At 44.4% G+C, this 17,575-nt stretch carries 16 protein-coding genes; 7 read left to right on the top strand and 9 right to left on the bottom strand.

What is annotated here, in order from left to right; all coding sequences use genetic code 11:
- Positions 1–162: 162 nt before the first annotated feature.
- Positions 163–951, bottom strand: coding sequence for a nicotinamide riboside transporter PnuC (gene pnuC / locus MMY95_RS11505; RefSeq protein ID WP_003641839.1), 789 nt, complete (start codon positions 949–951; stop codon positions 163–165).
- A gap of 361 nt (positions 952–1,312) precedes the next feature.
- On the opposite strand from pnuC, the gene map reads away from it, so the two are divergent.
- The 4 genes from map (at position 1,313) to epsC (ending at position 5,332) form a co-directional block, all read left to right on the top strand.
- Entirely contained in the window at positions 1,313–2,104 is a 792-nt protein-coding gene (map, locus tag MMY95_RS11500; protein ID WP_087509342.1) for a type I methionyl aminopeptidase, read from the top strand.
- Positions 2,105–2,716: 612 nt separating this feature from the next.
- Positions 2,717–3,628: a cysteine synthase family protein gene (locus tag MMY95_RS11495; protein ID WP_015379705.1), complete on the top strand. Its 912-nt coding sequence runs from the start codon at positions 2,717–2,719 to the stop codon at positions 3,626–3,628.
- 11 nt (positions 3,629–3,639) lie between these two features.
- A complete protein-coding gene (locus MMY95_RS11490) occupies positions 3,640–4,785 on the top strand; it encodes an aminotransferase class I/II-fold pyridoxal phosphate-dependent enzyme (protein WP_003643702.1) in 1,146 nt (381 codons plus the stop codon).
- 4 nt (positions 4,786–4,789) lie between these two features.
- Positions 4,790–5,332 (top strand): serine O-acetyltransferase EpsC, encoded by a 543-nt coding sequence (epsC, locus tag MMY95_RS11485; protein ID WP_003646384.1) that lies wholly within the window; start codon positions 4,790–4,792, stop codon positions 5,330–5,332.
- A 139-nt stretch (positions 5,333–5,471) separates the two neighbouring features.
- Here the strand turns inward: epsC and MMY95_RS11480 are convergent, their stop codons facing one another.
- Together MMY95_RS11480 and MMY95_RS11475 are read right to left on the bottom strand one after the other, a co-directional pair.
- Complete coding sequence (locus MMY95_RS11480; protein ID WP_003643701.1) at positions 5,472–6,020, bottom strand: NADPH-dependent FMN reductase; 549 nt, start codon at positions 6,018–6,020, stop codon at positions 5,472–5,474.
- A gap of 299 nt (positions 6,021–6,319) precedes the next feature.
- Positions 6,320–7,666 (bottom strand): DUF2252 domain-containing protein, encoded by a 1,347-nt coding sequence (locus MMY95_RS11475; RefSeq protein ID WP_003641832.1) that lies wholly within the window; start codon positions 7,664–7,666, stop codon positions 6,320–6,322.
- Between the two features lie 234 nt (positions 7,667–7,900).
- On the opposite strand from MMY95_RS11475, the gene ndk reads away from it, so the two are divergent.
- Together ndk and MMY95_RS11465 are read left to right on the top strand one after the other, a co-directional pair.
- Positions 7,901–8,365, top strand: a complete 465-nt coding sequence (ndk, locus tag MMY95_RS11470) for a nucleoside-diphosphate kinase (RefSeq protein ID WP_011100930.1) — start codon at positions 7,901–7,903, stop codon at positions 8,363–8,365.
- A gap of 241 nt (positions 8,366–8,606) precedes the next feature.
- Positions 8,607–9,008, top strand: coding sequence for a hypothetical protein (locus MMY95_RS11465; protein ID WP_015825072.1), 402 nt, complete (start codon positions 8,607–8,609; stop codon positions 9,006–9,008).
- A 64-nt stretch (positions 9,009–9,072) separates the two neighbouring features.
- On the opposite strand, the gene MMY95_RS11460 is transcribed toward MMY95_RS11465, so the two are convergent.
- On the bottom strand, positions 9,073–9,627 hold the full coding sequence (locus MMY95_RS11460; RefSeq protein WP_015825071.1) for a hypothetical protein: 555 nt from the start codon (positions 9,625–9,627) through the stop codon (positions 9,073–9,075).
- 712 nt (positions 9,628–10,339) lie between these two features.
- On the bottom strand, positions 10,340–10,672 hold the full coding sequence (gene trxA, locus MMY95_RS11455; RefSeq protein WP_003641827.1) for a thioredoxin: 333 nt from the start codon (positions 10,670–10,672) through the stop codon (positions 10,340–10,342).
- Between the two features lie 180 nt (positions 10,673–10,852).
- Here trxA and MMY95_RS11450 point away from each other — a divergent pair, with 180 nt between their 5' ends.
- A complete protein-coding gene (locus MMY95_RS11450; protein WP_241277650.1) occupies positions 10,853–11,404 on the top strand; it encodes a hypothetical protein in 552 nt (183 codons plus the stop codon).
- Positions 11,405–11,660: 256 nt separating this feature from the next.
- Here MMY95_RS11450 and MMY95_RS11445 read toward each other — a convergent pair whose 3' ends face one another.
- The 4 genes from MMY95_RS11445 to MMY95_RS11430 are packed head-to-tail and all read right to left on the bottom strand — an operon-like array spanning position 11,661 to position 17,234.
- On the bottom strand, positions 11,661–12,818 hold the full coding sequence (locus MMY95_RS11445; RefSeq protein ID WP_003643700.1) for a mannitol-1-phosphate 5-dehydrogenase: 1,158 nt from the start codon (positions 12,816–12,818) through the stop codon (positions 11,661–11,663).
- Between the two features lies 1 nt (position 12,819).
- A complete protein-coding gene (locus MMY95_RS11440; protein WP_003641824.1) occupies positions 12,820–13,269 on the bottom strand; it encodes a PTS sugar transporter subunit IIA in 450 nt (149 codons plus the stop codon).
- 14 nt (positions 13,270–13,283) lie between these two features.
- On the bottom strand, positions 13,284–15,359 hold the full coding sequence (locus MMY95_RS11435) for a PRD domain-containing protein (protein ID WP_015825069.1): 2,076 nt from the start codon (positions 15,357–15,359) through the stop codon (positions 13,284–13,286).
- A 36-nt stretch (positions 15,360–15,395) separates the two neighbouring features.
- Positions 15,396–17,234 carry a PTS mannitol-specific transporter subunit IIBC gene (locus tag MMY95_RS11430; protein ID WP_015379691.1) on the bottom strand — a complete coding sequence of 613 codons (1,839 nt, stop codon included), beginning with the start codon at positions 17,232–17,234 and terminating at the stop codon, positions 15,396–15,398.
- Positions 17,235–17,575 lie beyond the last annotated feature (341 nt).

Raw genomic sequence — 17,575 nt, 5'->3', positions numbered from 1 at the left:
ATTCGGTTTCTCGTCCCATTTACTTATACAGAGGCTAGTTATGTCACAGCCTCTTATGAACATTCTTCTGTTATAGTCCAATCTGGCCTTCTCGAGTATCATAGGGCTTTTCTCATACCAAAAAGCACGACTGCATTAACAGCCGTGCTCATTATATTCAAATTAGTGGTTCAATCCAAATGCCTGATTATCACTAGCATCCGCGCTAGCTGCATCACTAGCTGCTTGTTCTTCGGCCATCAACCGAGCGCGCTCATGTTTGTTATACCAAGGTGAAACAGTGAAAGCCAAGACATCGTTCATCAGATAAACGGAACTATTAATGAACATTGCTAGTGTCGCCGAACCTTGACGGAACGAGATGAACCAGAGGACCATTTGTGCTAAACCAGAGGCAATCCACCAGAAATACTGGTTGTTGTAACGGAGGAAGCAAATAACGCCGGCCGTTAAACAAATCGCAAAACTAATGGCATCGACCCATGGCCGGGGATCATCAGTCAAGGCACCAATAAGATAGCCGGAGATGGCATAAACAACTAAAGTTGCGACAATTGCGACGATCCACGTCTTACCCGTAAACTTCCGAATCTTTGAAACCATGTTGACGTTCCAATTAGCACTTAATAGTACTGGAATATCAAGCGTTACGACGTAGGCTAATTGTTCCCCAATGCTTAAATAGTTCTTAGCTGAAAAACCAACTACGATGAAGCAAGCGGCGGAGATGACGCCTAATAATCCATTGACTGACTTAGCCGCATTAATGGCTAACACACAAAGAACACCCAAAGTGGTCCCAATAAATGTTAAAATAGACAATGCTGTAATTGGCGCACTTACTAACGTCATTACTTGACATCCTAGGCTAAAATAGAATAGATAGTAGTTCTGTTGGGGCCAACCTTTTAGTTGGTGTGATAAGAATTTAAAATAATTACTCAAAATCATGCTCCTCTTTCCGTTTTCATATGCGGTTGTAGGTGTCTAGTTGGCCAACCAGTCACGTCACACTACTACATGTAGTGCTTTTGTTTAAAACAACACAATATATTGTATCATTATCTTGGCCGATGAAAAGGGTAAAATTCCAAATTTATATTGAATTGTTTACGATTAATCCAACTGCGCCCCGGCAATTTGGTATTTTTGGCGTGCTGATTTTTTTATATTTTTTTGGTTTCGGCCTACTGATAGCGTTGTCAATATCAGGTCAAAACAATGCGTTTTGTCGCAATACAATGCTTGCAGTATACTGGAGAGGAACAAACTTTTAGCATCACAATATAATTAATTTTTTTGGAGGAACCTCATGATTACGCTTAAATCAGATCGCGAAATCAAAGGGATGCAAGCTGCCGGTGACATCATGGTTGGCCTGTTTCACGCCCTTGAAGATTACATCAAGCCTGGAATTACGACTTGGGATGTTGACCACTTTGCCTACGAATACATCGTTGCACACGACGCTACTCCTGGCGAACTCAACTTTGAAGGTTATAAGTACTCAACTTGTGTCAGCGTCAATGACATGATTTGTCACGGCTGTCCTAGTAAAGATATCTTGGTCAAAGATGGAGACTTATTAAAAGTTGATACCGTCATTAACTACCATGGCTACCTTAGTGACTCTTGCCACGCCTTTGTTGCTGGTACACCATCACCCGAAGTTAAAAAACTCATGGAAGTGACCCATAAAGCGCTATACCTCGGTATTGACCAAGCCGTTGTTGGCAACCGAATTGGTGATATCGGCTGGGCTATTCAGAATTACACTGAAAACGAAATGGGTTATGGCGTTGTACGCGAATACATTGGTCATGGTATTGGACCGACGATGCACGAAAAGCCTGATGTTCCACATTATGGCGAAGCTGGTCACGGCACTCGTCTAAAAGCTGGTATGACCATTACCATCGAACCAATGGTCAACATTGGCGACTGGCGTTCTGGCGAAACTGCCGATGACGGTTGGACTGTTCGCACTTTAGATGGCAGTCTTAGCTGCCAATACGAGCACACCCTTGTCGTTACCGATGACGGTCCTAAGATTTTATCATCATTCGATAATGATTTTGATGCTAAATACTTATGGAATAAGTAATATCATTTAAATTATAATCACGAACAATCCCACCCTAGTTTAGTAACTTGCTAATCAGGGTGGGATTGTTTTAGCTATTATCAACAGCACGTTCACTAGCTATTGTCAGAATAAAACTAGTTATATGTATCTTGGAAAACGTCTTGATTATAAGACACGAAAAACTGATATTGGATAAATTTTAACACCTTTATCCTCGGTCACAATCAACTAATTCAACCACCTAATATATTTATTTTAATGACACCCGTTTGGCAAAACTAACGCTGATGCAATAACGTTCTCAGCCAATCTTCATCTTTTACCGCTTATTGCAAATCGTCATTCACCACTTGACGCGCTCAAAATCATCTTGTATAGTTAGTCCCAATTAATCCAGAGGAGGATCAGACATGACTCAATTAACAAGTAGTGCTTTGAATAACTGTTGTTGCCGAACTGCGCGCTTATCGCGATGTTCGGCCTGTTAAGCATTGACTTTTTGAGGAGTGTCATCCTAAAAATCAATGTCCAGCATGGCTGGATATTGTACTGGGCGCGAGGAATTCATTCGAATTCTCGCGCCTTTTTTGTCGCTTTTGGCACCCCACCGCAGCGATTGGAGGAATTTATATGCTCATTCAGCACGTTCAAGAACTTATCGGCCACACCCCCCTGATGGCGTTACCCATCGAGGTTCCAAATCACAGTCACATCTATGCCAAACTTGAAATGTTCAACCCCGGCGGCAGTATTAAGGACCGGCTGGGAGCCTATCTGATTGAAGACGGCTTGCAACGGGGCCGGGTTAACGCCAAGACAACGATTATTGAACCAACTGCTGGTAACACCGGAATTGGTTTAGCCTTAGCAACTCAAGCGCACCACCTACGTACCATCTTAGTCGTCCCAGAAAAGTTCAGTATGGAAAAACAAGTTTTAATGCAAGCATTGGGTGCTGAAATTGTTCATACACCTAGCGAGGAAGGAATCAAAGGTGCCATTCGCAAAGCTGAGGCACTAGCCGCAACGATTTCCAACAGTTACGTCCCCATGCAATTCAAGAATCCGGCTAATCCCGCGGCTTATTACCACACACTGGCACCAGAAATTCTGGCGGACATGCCTGCACCTATAACCGCCTTCGTCGCTGGAGCCGGTAGCGGTGGGACATTTGCCGGAGTAGCGGCTTATCTTCAAGCCCAAGATTCAGCAACCAAAGCCGTAGTCGTTGAGCCAGAAGGTTCCATTTTAAATGGTGGACCGGCTCACGCACATCGTACTGAGGGAATCGGCGTCGAATTCATCCCACCATTTTTCGATCAGGTTCGCATCGATCAGACACTGACCATCGCGGACGATGATGCCTTTGCCCAAGTTCGACACCTAGCCCGTGACCACGGTTTACTGATTGGCAGTTCTAGCGGCGCTGCGCTAGCCGCTAGTTTACAACTTGCCACCAACCTGCCTGCCAATAGTCATATCGTGACCATCTTTCCAGACAGTAGTGAGCGTTATCTGAGCCAAAAAATCTATACGAAATGAGGACTTTAACAATGAAATTTGAAACCCAATTAATTCACGGTGGTATCAGTGAGGACGCCACTACTGGCGCGACTTCGGTACCCATCTACATGGCCTCGACCTTCCGCCAAACAAAAATCGGTCAAAATCAATACGAATATTCACGGACGGGAAATCCAACCCGGGCCGCCGTCGAAGCATTAATTGCCACCCTCGAACATGGCAGCGCTGGCTTCGCATTTGCTTCTGGCTCCGCTGCCATTAATACCGTCTTCTCACTATTCTCGGCTGGTGATCACATTATTGTGGGAAATGATGTCTACGGTGGCACCTTCCGCTTGATCGACGCCGTTTTGAAACACTTTGGCATGACTTTTACAGCCGTAGATACGCGTGACTTGGCCGCCGTTGAAGCCGCAATTACCCCCACAACTAAGGCGATTTATTTGGAAACACCGACGAACCCGTTATTACACATTACGGATATTGCTGCCATTGCGAAGCTCGCGCAAGCACACGATTTACTGAGTATCATCGACAACACCTTCGCCTCCCCATACGTCCAGAAGCCCCTGGATTTAGGCGTTGACATTGTTTTACACAGTGCTTCCAAGTATCTCGGTGGTCACAGTGATGTTATCGGTGGCTTGGTTGTCACCAAGACGCCAGCACTTGGCGAAAAAATCGGCTACTTGCAAAATGCCATCGGTAGTATTTTGGCCCCGCAAGAAAGCTGGCTATTACAACGTGGTATGAAGACTCTGGCATTGCGCATGCAAGCCCACCTGAATAATGCCGCTAAAATCTTTACTTACTTAAAGTCTCACCCAGCAGTTGCTAAGATTTACTATCCAGGCGATCCTGATAATCCCGATTTTTCGATTGCCAAGCAACAGATGAATGGCTTCGGCGCAATGATCTCGTTTGAATTACAACCAGGAATGAACCCCCAGACCTTCGTTGAACATTTACAAGTCATCACGCTCGCCGAAAGTCTCGGAGCATTGGAAAGTTTAATTGAAATTCCAGCCTTAATGACTCACGGTGCCATCCCACGCACAATTCGGCTACAGAATGGCATCAAAGACGAGCTGATTCGCTTATCAGTCGGTGTTGAAGCCAGTGACGATTTGTTAGCAGACCTTGAGCGCGGGTTCGCTAGCATTCAGGCAGATTAAGCTGGTGTTTCAGACGGCTCGTGCCATTCTCAATCGTGACCCCGCCGCGATCAATTTGCGGACAGTTATGTTGACCTATCCTGGTATTCACGCGCTCGCCTGGTACCGGGTTGCCCATTATTTTGAAACACACCGTTTACCATTATTGGCCGCCTTGCTGAGCCAACATGCGGCCCGGCGTACCGGGATTCTGATTCACCCGGCCGCGCAAATTGGTCACCGGGTCTTCTTTGACCATGGTATTGGTACTGTCATTGGTGCAACGGCGGTCATTGAAGACGACGTTACAATTTTACACGGCGTCACTTTAGGCGCACGTAAAACCGAACAAGCTGGGCGCCGGCATCCCTATGTTTGTCGCGGTGCTTTCATTGGTGCCCACGCCCAACTCTTGGGCCCTATTACGATTGGCGCCAACAGTAAAATTGGTGCTGGTGCGATTGTTTTAGATAGCGTTCCCGCCCACGTTACTGCGGTCGGTAACCCGGCCCATCTAGTTGCCACTCAATTGCATGCTTATCATGAAACAACCAGCAATCAAGCTTGATTCTTATCAAAACTGCGGCTTAGAATAACCGTTTGCTCGTATCAGTTATTGTGTCGACAATAAAACGTACTTATAAAATCAAAATTGATTTTATAAGTACGTTTTTACGTTACTTTGAAAATTTATTTATTATCCACAATTATTTGACAAACTTCGCTGCAAATTCGCTGAATTGCTTACCAGCACCAGCTAAGAATGATTGGGTGCCTTCATTTGTGATATGACCATTTTCATCAGCCAACTTATCAGTATTACCGATGTACAATTCTGGTTGTTGCATCGTTGGCATGTCTAAGAAGACCAAGGATTGACGTAAAACATGGTGTGCTAAGACGCCAGAGATACCAGAGATCGATTGGGAAGCAACCAAAGCAGGCTTGCCGCCCCAAACACTTTGACCCCATGGACGTGAAGCAACGTCCAAAGCATTCTTCAAGGCTGCTGGGATACTACGGTTATGTTCAGGTGTGACAAAGATGAACGCATCTTGAGCCGCAACGGCCTGACGAAATTCTGTATATTCTACGGGTGAATCCGCATCGTAGTCTTGGTTATATAGTGGCAACTTAGCGATATTTAAGTACGTTACTTCAGCGTCGTCTGGTAACCCAGCAACGATGGCTTCAGCGACCCCTTTAGAATAAGAATTTTTACGAATAGAACCTACAATTACACCATATTTTGTCATATCAAACAATCCTTTCAAAACTAATTTCTTCGTTTCACTTACTAATAGTAAGTATATCAAGTTGTTGAAAAAGTGCAACCATTTTAGCCTATCAATTTTCAAAATCACTTGTTCAATCGCCAAAAAACGTTGTTAAATCAAGACTTACGCTCCAGAAAAATATTTTAGTCTATGTCTAATTACCGACAGAAAAGGTCATCGGAGTATCAATGATTCCGATGACCCTTTCTTTATTTTCAATACACGTCTAATCGTCACGCGTTTCAGCGCGATATTTGATCAACTCTTCGTTTAAACCATCAAACATCTAAGAAATCTTGATAATCATTATCAACTTGTTCAACATACGCCGTGGCCCATTTAGCCATGGCTTCATCAAACTTCGCCGAATTACCAACGTATCCCCGAATCATGGCCGCCGTTGGACTTTGCGCATGAGCCTTTGCCAAAATCATTGCGCACGTATTTGCATAGGCTTGGAATTGACCCCAGTCTAGGGTTGGAATATCGATGGATTCCTTCATATCCCGAAATTGACGGACATAAAAACTCTTATTTTCCATTTGGAAATAGCCCAGGAACGCATCCGAGGTTGCTTGTAAAATGCGTTGCGAACTGACGATCCGTTGCCCTTCCGTCAATTCCATGGCGGCCGTTAACGCTGGCCGCGACTGGCTCCCGACTTTCCGCGTTGGTAAAGCTTCCTTGATTTGTAACACCATATGGCTACCATCCGTACTCGTCAGAAGAACCAAGTAACATAGTGACCCAAAACTCCCGACGCCCACACTATGCCGAATAATATCAGTAACTTCATATTGCGACAACAGCAAAGCGACATCGGTCCGTACGTTCAATAAATACTCGCTAATTCCGGCCTTTAGCCCTTGATAAGTTTGCCGATCAATATGGACAGAACGGGGCGCGTTCTCCTTAAATTGCCGTTCACCGCGACTATTAGTGACCGTAAACTTACGCACAACTTGTTCTGAATTACGTTTTTGAGCCTTTTTAACCAAGGATGCAATTAAATCGGCCGTATCTTCGGGAGCACCACCGAAGTTCAAGACAGCCTGAACTTCGTTATCGCGATAAAAACGGTCTAACGTCGTCTGATCAAACATCCGTTTGAGTGCTTCCCGATAACTCGCACTCGCCGCCTGTATCAATTTTTCGACCTTTTTTGGTTTAAAGTTAGAATCACGAGCAGCTAGCAACACACTAACTAATAACCGACGTAAATCCCATTCCCACGGATGAACGCCAGCTTCGTCAAAGTCATTTAAGTCAAATACCAGTCGCCGTTCTGGTGACGCATAGAATCCAAAGTTACCAATATGGGCATCGCCACAAACTACGGCGGGAATTTCAGTGGACGACTGGTAATCCAAATCGTAATCCATTAACTCAACTGATCCCCGGAAGAATGCAAAAGCCGAAGCAGACATTCGTTCACGCCGCAATGGCAATAGTTCTGGTACCAGCATCTCCCGCACATGTTTCAGATAATCACTGGCGTTTCGTTTCACCGGTGTAAATGTCCCTAATTTTTCAAATGGGGTGACTTGGCGCCGCGCCTTTCCTAGCGCAATTAATTCAGCAACCGTATGATGTTGTCGAATATGAGTTAAATCAAGTGGTGGCATGAGTATCAAATCCTTTTATGATTTACTAATTTTATTATAGCGATATCTTCCAACGATAGAAAATAATTCAGCTAGTTGAACCCGCTTCTCGCGTCCCAATTATTGACCAGCTGACGCCAATTTACAAGCAATTTTCATGATAAAACGGCGATTCTAGTTGACGTACCCCTCAAAGTCACCTACAATTTAAGTTATAAATGATACCGCTTTCAAAAAGCGAGGAGGTCACGTATTATGGCAAATTCTGAAAAAACATTGGTCCTAGTTAAACCCGATGGTGTCAGTGAAGGACACATTGGTGAGGTTATCACCCGGTTAGAACGCAAGGGTTATCAAATTGCCGCCTTAAAGGTTATTAAAGCAACCGCGGAGCAACTTCAACAACATTACAGTGAGAAGGTTGGTAAGCCTTACTTTAAGGAAATCGAGACCTACATGATGGAAGGTCCACTCGTCGCCATTATCGTAAGTGGTACTGGCGTCGTCAAAGCGGTGCATCGTTTAGCTGGTAGCACCCGGCCTGCCGAAGCACAACCTGGCACAATTCGGGGGGATTTCTCTCATGAATATCCAGACGGTATTTTACGAAATGTTATCCATACCTCAGATAGCCGTGAAAATGCGCATCACGAAATTGCAATTTGGTTCCCCGAATTAGCCGTTAAAGCACGAAAAGCAGACAACAAAGTAAAAGCCTAGCTTCATTTTTAACATCACGATTACGCAATTCGCAATTACTGATCAATGGTCTGAACGCCATTGCGTCCAGTAATTGCGAATTTGTATACACTGGATGTTTTCCGTCACAACGTTAGTAAAGCTTCCAAAGATAACCCGTAAACTGGCCCAACTAACTGCCAACACGCGCCGAAATTTTCGCACTAATCGTTCGCACTAGTTATGATTAAACCAATCAACTAAATGGTTTGGGGGAATCATTATGAACATAGTCGTTGGACCATATGTACGGCGGCCGCGGGCTGTCAAATCGGACCCGCGCATCACCAGTAAATTTTCGATGTTTAATTCGCTACGACGAATTGATGAATGCCTAGTCTTGATTAAACGTACTGGCACACCAGGATTAATTGATTCAACTGCAACGTTAGGTTTGAACCTAACCCACTTAATGGGATTGAATGTCATCGTAACTAGTCGTGGACGTTCCTTCACCATCATTGTTCAAGGTCGGCAGCGGTCGTTCACGCTGACTGGCTGTCTCATTGAAGACACGCTCTACAACGCCGTTCACCCAGCACAACCAGACTATCTGATTTCACTAAATCGCCAGCTCATTACCAATAGTGATGACTTAATTGAGCAACTCTATGACCACTATTAGCTGGCCAGCATCACGCACCAAAGGCTAACCCACCGTGTGGGTTAGCCTTTTAAATTGCCCCATATTAAATGATCAGTTGAACGACTTTAAGCAGTGTCGCGGATGGTTTAGCCGGAATCTTCATCTTTTGAACGGCTGGCATTGCTGTGTGAACATTTTGGGCAACCGGACCCACTTGCGAGCGTTGCCCCGAACGACTATGCGCAACCAATACAGTATTATCCGCATTCCGCGCGTATATCACACTATTAGTAGCATCTTGTAAATCATCACTATAAATCTGGGTCATTTGGTGATGATAGACCGCGCTGTGCGGATCGTCTGGCTGAATTCGCTGTCCGGCCGCAATTTTGCGGATATGTAACGGGGTTGCCTCGTTGATGACCCGAGTCCCCTTCAGGTGTAGCCAAACTTGTGCGGCTTCCACCTTAGCTGCCGGAAAATCACTAAGTTGTGGCTGACGGATTGCCTTAAACGTTGCTGCGGTACTACGCTGCAGCCGACGTTGATGATAGGTCCGGCGCTGGCTTGTATGCCGTTCAAGCTGCACTTGTTCCCACACCAAACAAACACCAAAGAGGACGATACCGACCCGTAATGCCCAAATCAATTTTTTCAATGATTAGCCCCCACTTTACCATAATTACGCTACTTAATTTAACATGGTCTTAGCTAATTATATTGGCAAAGCCGGTAATAATTTAATTATTAATAGGGCAGTCGCACCAACTCGCTATCTCTAGTTGCGCTTCCCCTTAAACTATTAACGATTTCTAACTTGACAGCTAAACTGATTTATTGTCAAAATCACTATTTAAATATTTTATTTTATGATGGCAATACAAACACTTTGATTATCGCGATATACATTAGACGAGCATTAGCTTTTTCAATAAGGAGGCACTACTGATGAACTCATTCAAGAACCCACTTATGACAACACCCTATCTGCTAGCCATAATCGCCACACTGACGATCCTAGTTAGTCCACTGACAACGGTTGTTATATCAGTACTGATATGGTTGTCGGGAATTACGCTGGTGTGGTTACACCGCCAGCAACGATGGCTCCGCTTCTTCTACGCACCCGTGTTTTTGTACACTTTTTTACTAGAACAATGGTATTTCTCCCCCATCAACCCAGCCACTGACAGAAACGATTCTCATTAACCTCGCAATTCTTGGCATTGCCATTTTCAGCACATGGGCAGCTTATCAATTACGTCATAACGCGTAAATTACTCACCAAGAAAAATAAGTCCCCCAGATGCGGTAACCGTTTCTGGGGGGACTTATTGATTGCTTCAACAGCTACCGTTAAATAACGCTCGTTAGGCAGGCTTCACTTCGGCTAGTTTTTGATCCAGATATTTCTTCAATGCTGCTTGGGGATGAAAACCAACCACCTTTTCAGCGGGCTGGCCATTCTTGAATATCACTAACGCCGGAATACTCATAATCTCAAATTGTTGCGCAATTTCCTGATGTTGATCAACGTCGAGCGAAGCAAATTTCACTTGCCCATCGTACAGTTCATCTAACGCTTCAAGCACTGGTTCCTGCATCTTGCAAGGGCCACACCAATCCGCCCAAAAGTCAACCACAGTTAACGCGGTACCATCAGCCACCGTCGCAAAAGTCGTCTTATCGACTGGTTCGATCATATCTAATCCTCATTTCCAATTGATTTCCGTTCTATCATAGCATGTTTTCCCACAAAATTATGACTTCCGGGTCTGAATCACGTACATAGGTCACAAAATCTTGGTATATCGGTGTTCTACCAATCAAAAATTCGATATAATAGCGTTATAGAAACGATATAACCTAAAGGAGGAATTTTTGTGTCCACACAAACAATCAGTCCCGAACAGGACTCCGAATTAGTCGCTTCCGTCGCCGCTGAACAACTCGGTATTAAAGCCGTGACGTTGCGCAAATATAGCACCATGGTTGAAAAACAGCTTAACGATGAAAATCGCTTCCGCCCGGCCGATAACAGTCATCGCTTATATACAGCCGCTGATTTAAAAACTTTTCAGGCGGCCATCGAACTCGCCGAACAGGGCACAACGTTAGCCACTGCGCTAGGACGGGCGTTTGGTTCTAAGGTCCCGACATCCAAACAACCGGCGGCAACGACGACTCAGTCTGAGAAACCAGCGCCTGCAACTACCACCAAGTCGCCCCTCATCACGACAACCACCGTCGATCCCAGCAAAATGGCACCAGCGGCCAAGCCAGATGGCCCGACTAATGCTGAGCTCTATAAGCAGCAAGAAATGATCATCCGGCGCTTAGATTCACTCAGTGACCGCTTAAACCAAGTCCTTGACCAACTTGATCAACAAGCCAGTCAAGCGGCCAAACCTTGGTGGCATTTTTGGGAAAAGTAGCCATATGCTGGTCAACATACTTGCTCATCAGACTTACTTCGGTAGGGCAAGCATTACCTACAATCCAAATTAACGTGTGCTGCCAGTCTTAAAAATAAGCTACCTACACGTTCATCGTTCCAGTTAACTCGCCCAGCGATGGCTGCTATCAAGTGACTCTTTGTCAGGCAAGACGCAAAAGGCGCCCAGAATTAAATTTCTGGGCGCCTTTTGCAGCTAATTACCATGGCGGTTAGTAATTAGTTTTTTTATCGAACTACTTCGTTGCAGCTAAGTGCTTTTCGTAAGCAGCTTTGATTTCATTAACTAAATCTTCATCTTTCAAGTCAGTTGTTTCGCGAATGACTTGTTCGATTGGTTCATCCTTCAATAATTGTTGTAACTTAACACTTTCACTATCATTAGGATAGTTGAAGAAGAACATTTCACCAACTGTATCAACTAAGGCGCTGTAATCGCGACCACGTTCCTTCAATTCCCGAATTGGGCGAATGAAACGTTCGTTGAAACCTAATTTCCGAATTGGTGTCCGGCCGACCCGTTCAATATCATCAGAGATATATGGGTTTTCAAACCGACTCAAAATCTTCTTTTGATAAGCATGGTGTACTTCAGGATCAAAGCCCCACTTTTGAATCAACAAGTCGCCGGTTTCACCTAAAACGTGCTTAGCTTGGTCAACAACACTGTCATCCTTGACCGCTTCGCCAATCGTCTTGTAGCCCTTCATGTTACCAGTATAGGCTACGGTGGCATGACCAGTATTAACGGAGAAGAGTTTCCGTTCAATGTATGGTTCCAAGTCGTCAGCATAATCAACACCCTTTAATTGAATCTTAGGGTTTTTCATCTGGGACTTGTCGATAACCCATTCCTTGAATGGTTCAACTGAAACGAACAATGGATCATCATGCTTTTGAAGCGGTACGATCCGGTCAACAGCGGCATTAGGGAAGCCCGCATTTTGGTCAGCCCAAGCTTGTTCGTCTTCATTTAATGATTCATAAACGGATTTCTTTAATGACTGACTCCCGCCAATCATGTTTTCACAAGCAATGATATCAATTGGTGTCGTATTGTTGTTAGCTTGCCGTAACTTTAACCCGTCAGCAATTAATGGCGCGATGAACTTCAAGATCTTAGGTCCAATCGCAGTCGTAACCATATCGGCTTGGGCAATTTCTTCAGCAACCGCCTTAGGATCCTTACCGTTGTTAATACCCTTAACATCGTGAACTTCAATATGTTTTTGACCTTCTGCAGCCAATTCAATGGTATAACCATTCCGTTTGTTTAATTCGTCAATCAAAGTATCATTAACATCAACGAAAGTAATCTTAAACCCGTTGTCAGCCAAGGTTTCGCCAATGAAGCCCCGACCAATATTCCCTGCGCCAAAATGTACGTCTAACATGCTAATCAACTTCCTTTAATAGATTTATGATTTCATCTTCAGATTGAGCGTCCGCTAACTTAGCAACGTTGGCAACGTCGCTGCAGTATATGGCAATCTGAGACAAGAGGTTCAAGTGTTCACCGTTCAACCCAGCGATCCCGAAGATAACCGTTACAGTCTTATCATCATCGTTATCATCTGGATTACCCCAGCTCACACCCATTGGTACTTGGACCACGGAAATCCCGGTCTTTTTAATATACTTCATGCCATCTTCAGTACCATGGGGGATGGCAATGAAATTACCCATATATACGGAGACATCCTGATTACGAGCCTGCATTGCATCAATGTATTCTGGTTCGACACAACCGCCATCGACCAATAGTTGACCGGCTAAGCGGATGCCTTCTTCTTGCGTAGCCACTTGCTGGTTCAACGCAATCATTTTCTTATCTAAAGCTTCCATTGTTTTCACCTACGCTATTTCGTTAGTTCGTTCAAAAATGCTTTACTAATTAATTGATAAAGTTGCTGGCGATCGCCAGTCATAAACGTCTGCGTATTGGCCTGACTTTCAATGACTAGTGCGCTTAACTTACCCATCAACCGATTTTCAAAATCGCTGATATTGGCGGGCCCGAGCATTAGGACGATTCGCTGCAACCGAATCGATTGGTTGTCCATACTCTTAAATGGTAATGGCTGGTCAAGTTCGAAAATCGCACAATATGGTGCGGTGACTTCCTGACTTAACGTATGCACCAACGCCAAGTTCGTATTGGGAATACCGACCGGCGCCAGTCCTAAGCGGTGTAACAACCGGCCCGCAACTTCTAGCGGATCATGAATCAAGTTCGAATCAATATGCCGCGTGATCTTAACTAGCGTCTCGGCCACCGTCTCATCATCGTTGCGAATCGGCGTGATAGTGAAACGGTCTAAGATCTGTTTAGCAATCGTCATCTGTTGGTAAACGGTGTCAAAATCCAAGTTGATTTTCGTCGGCTCATCAACCGGTGAATCGATCACTTTGGTGCTTGGAAAATACTGATGAATATATTCCCGTAAGGCAGTGACTTCGTTTTCTAGTAACAGTGGGCTGACAACGCGGTAATTCAACTTAAATCCCGGTAACGTTGTCGTGGATAAAATCATGTCAAAGTCTTGTAAATTAACTTGGCCTAAATTACCAATCCGTGCAACCTCGATAGCCGTGATTTCAGGTACTAACCGCATCAGTCGCGTTTTCAAAATTCGCGCCGTCGTCATCCCATTCGGGCACAGGACCAAAACCTTGAGTGCTTGGTGACTCAACTGTTGCTCATACGTACTAGCAAAGTGGATCAACAAGTACGTCAACTCATCAGTTGTAAAATCCTGATCTTTAAAAATCGTTGCGAAGCCGCGCACCACCGCCGAATACAGCTTAGGATACTGTTCACGGACCTCTTGTAACTCAGCGGTTGGCGGCACGGGACCATTAACACCGTTACGTTGTAGGGCAATTTGCATATGTGCCGTCAAGTTATTCAACAAGCGGTCATCCGTCCCAAACGACCAGTTAAAGTTAGTCGCAACCGCGTCAATAAACTTTTTGACCCGATACGTTAGTTGCAAATCATAATTCGATAGCGACGCGTCTTGATCGATTCGAAACGTCAAGCCCTTAATTTGCTGGGCGAGAAAATCAATTTCAGCTCCCGTCACCACCGTCTTAATCTCAGCGGGTAGTTGGGTCATAATTGCCAGAGCAATCCGTTGATATTTCAAGAAATCATCCCGATTGATCCCGCGCAAATACGTGACCCGACGTTCATGCTGTAACCGCATTACTCCCGTCGTCAACGTGATGATCAACTGTTGTAGCTGACCATCCGGCACCGAAGAAAAGTACTTTTTCTTCAAACTTCGCACTGCTTGATAACAGATAATCAACGTTTGGGCGTCCAGTAAGTTCAAAAAATACGATTGCTCATCACTTGCTGATATTGCTAAGCCTTGGTTCAGCTTCCCGATTGTTTTAAAAAACTCGTAGTCGTTGATTTCATTATTCAAAATGGTGGCAAACAGATTACGAATACTACCCTCAGTCCCTGCCACCTGAATACCCCGGGACTTCAACCGTTCAATCGATAAGTCGTAGTCAGCGAATGGCGTTGCTAATGCCGTCAAATCGTTTGAAATCGTTGCAACGCTCACATCAAAGTCAAGCGCAAGTTCTTTTAATTTTACGGAATGGCCCGTCATCAGTAACCGACAAGCTAGGGCGTTTTGCCGCGTTTGTGAGTCAAACGCCGGTGCAATCTTCCGCTCTGCTGTCAATTGGCTTTGAAACTTGGCCAGGGCCGTCTGCGATCCACTTAGTTGAAAGTGATGCTTCTCATTAACAATTTTCAAATCAGCATTGGCTAATACCAATTCCAAATTACTGAACTCGCGATAAATTGTTCGGCGACTACTATTGAGACCGGTTTCAATCTGACTCATTGAAAGGCCGGCGGGATTCGCTAGTAGCAGCTGTAGCAACTCATCTTGACGTTGTGTAAACTTAACCATGATGCCACCTCATACGATAATGGTAATAATATCATTTTATTTCAATTCTGATACCATCTTATCATATTTAGGTGAACTCAATAGATCGTCAGTAATTAATACTTGGACCTGCGTGTAACGGGTCTTCAAGTTTTTAGCTGCTTCTGCACTTGAAACAACTAATAAACTATTATTATCAGCCAATTCGTCAATTCCTAAGTTCTTAACACTCACATGCTTGTTGGCTTTCTTGACCCGATCCTTCATCAAGGACGTTGCCATTGTGGCTGTTCCTAAATGACCATCGTGGTGAACAAAGACAATTTCATCAACAACACTCAAATCTAAGTTAGCTGGTAGGTCGTCGGGTGCAGCCGTCGTTGCTTGTGGTGCTGCGGATGCAGGTGCAGCATCGCTAACTTGATCACGAGCCTTTAAGTTAACCACAACTTGGTCATACTTTGGACTGCTCAAGAAGTTGTCAACGGCTAACCGTAAGGCGTGTGGTGCTTTTTGAGCCGCCCGATCAGCTAATTCGTTTTGCGTAATCACTAATAAACCAGGTTCGTCTTTCAAATTGCTAATCGCCGTGTTGGTGACGGACATGCTAATGCCAGCCTTCTTGACTTTATCCCGTAATAAGGAAGCCCCCATTGCGGATGATCCCATTCCGGCATCACAGGCAAAGATAATATGGTCAACATCTTTGTATGAAGCAATCACATCAGCTGGTTCAGCGTCAGTAGCACTGCCGGCTTCAGTATTGCCGCTCTTCATATCGCTCATTTTACCTTGAGCAGCGGCTAAGTCATCATCACTGGTCGACTTATCACGTTTCAAGACAATTGCGGCAACGATAAATGATGCTAAGGTTGCTAACGTTACCCCGATAATTAAACCAATGTAGTTAGAAATACTCTTTGGTGACATTAATAGTAATGAAATAATGGAACCAGGTGAAGGTGTTGAACGTAAACCAACGTTTAGTAAACTGAATGTGGCTGTCCCAGTAACCCCACCAGCGATAACAGCTAGGAACAATGCTGGCTTCATTAATACGTATGGGAAATAAATTTCATGAATCCCACCAAGAAAATGAATAATAATCGCACTGGGTGCAGAAGCCTTAGCAGTCCCTTTACCAAACAAGGCAAAGGCTAATAAGACCCCAAGACCTGGACCTGGATCTGGTTCGAGCAAGAACAGAATTGACTTACCCGCACTAGATGCAGCCTGAATCCCAAGCGGTGTTAAGATACCTTGGTTAATCGCATTGTTTAAGAATAAAATCTTGGCTGGTTCAATGAAGACGTTGGCTAATGGCAATAGCTTCATCTTAATGATCCAGTCAACACCGGCAGCCATAGCAGCACTTGCACCAGCAACCAATGGGCCGATTGCAAAGTAACCCAGGATTGCTAGTAACATCCCGATAATCCCAGCGGAGAAGTTGTTAACCAACATTTCAAACCCGCTCTTAATCTTATCGGAAATGGCGTCATCCCACTTCTTAATGCACCAACCGCCTAAAGGCCCCATAATCATGGCACCGATAAACATTGGGATTGAAGAACCAACGATGACCCCCATAGTGGCAATCGCACCAACGACCCCACCACGATGACCGGCAAACAAAGTCCCACCAGTAAACGCTATCAATAATGGCAATAAATAATGGACCATTGGTTGAATCATCTTAGCTAATCCAGCATTAGGCCACCAACCACCAGCCATAAAGATGGCGGTAATTAAGCCCCAAGCAATGAAGGCGCCGATGTTCGGCATAACCATATTACTTAGTGCACTCCCAAATTTTTGAACGCGTGCCTTAACGCCCAGTTTCTTTTTCGCAACAGGAGCGCTTTGGGTTGCATTCGTATTTACATTTTCACTCATTAGGTAAAGCTCCTTCCTTTTTCTTAACAACTTAATCATATCCATCGGGGTAAGCGGTTTCAAGAACTTCTAGTTAGACCCGTGGCACAGGAAACTGTGCCACAATTAAACTCACTAATTCACAAAGTTAAAATTTGGCACAGTATCGATAAAAACTTTTATATCGGCAATACCAGCAGACTAATTAAACTTTTTTCGTCAGCTATGATTTAATTTTCACAATCAAATTCAACATTTTATGCAGAAAACACCTGGCAATTTTCTCATCATTTTATTATTTAAATGATTACGAATACGATTTAACGTTGAAATCCCCCCGCAAGCTCCTATACTTATAATTA

Origin of the sequence: Lactiplantibacillus sp. ME-2 (assembly GCF_022549155.1) — a bacterium.
Taxonomy (GTDB): Bacteria; Bacillota; Bacilli; order Lactobacillales; family Lactobacillaceae; genus Lactiplantibacillus; species Lactiplantibacillus plantarum.
This window is presented reverse-complemented; position numbering and strand designations above follow the sequence as displayed.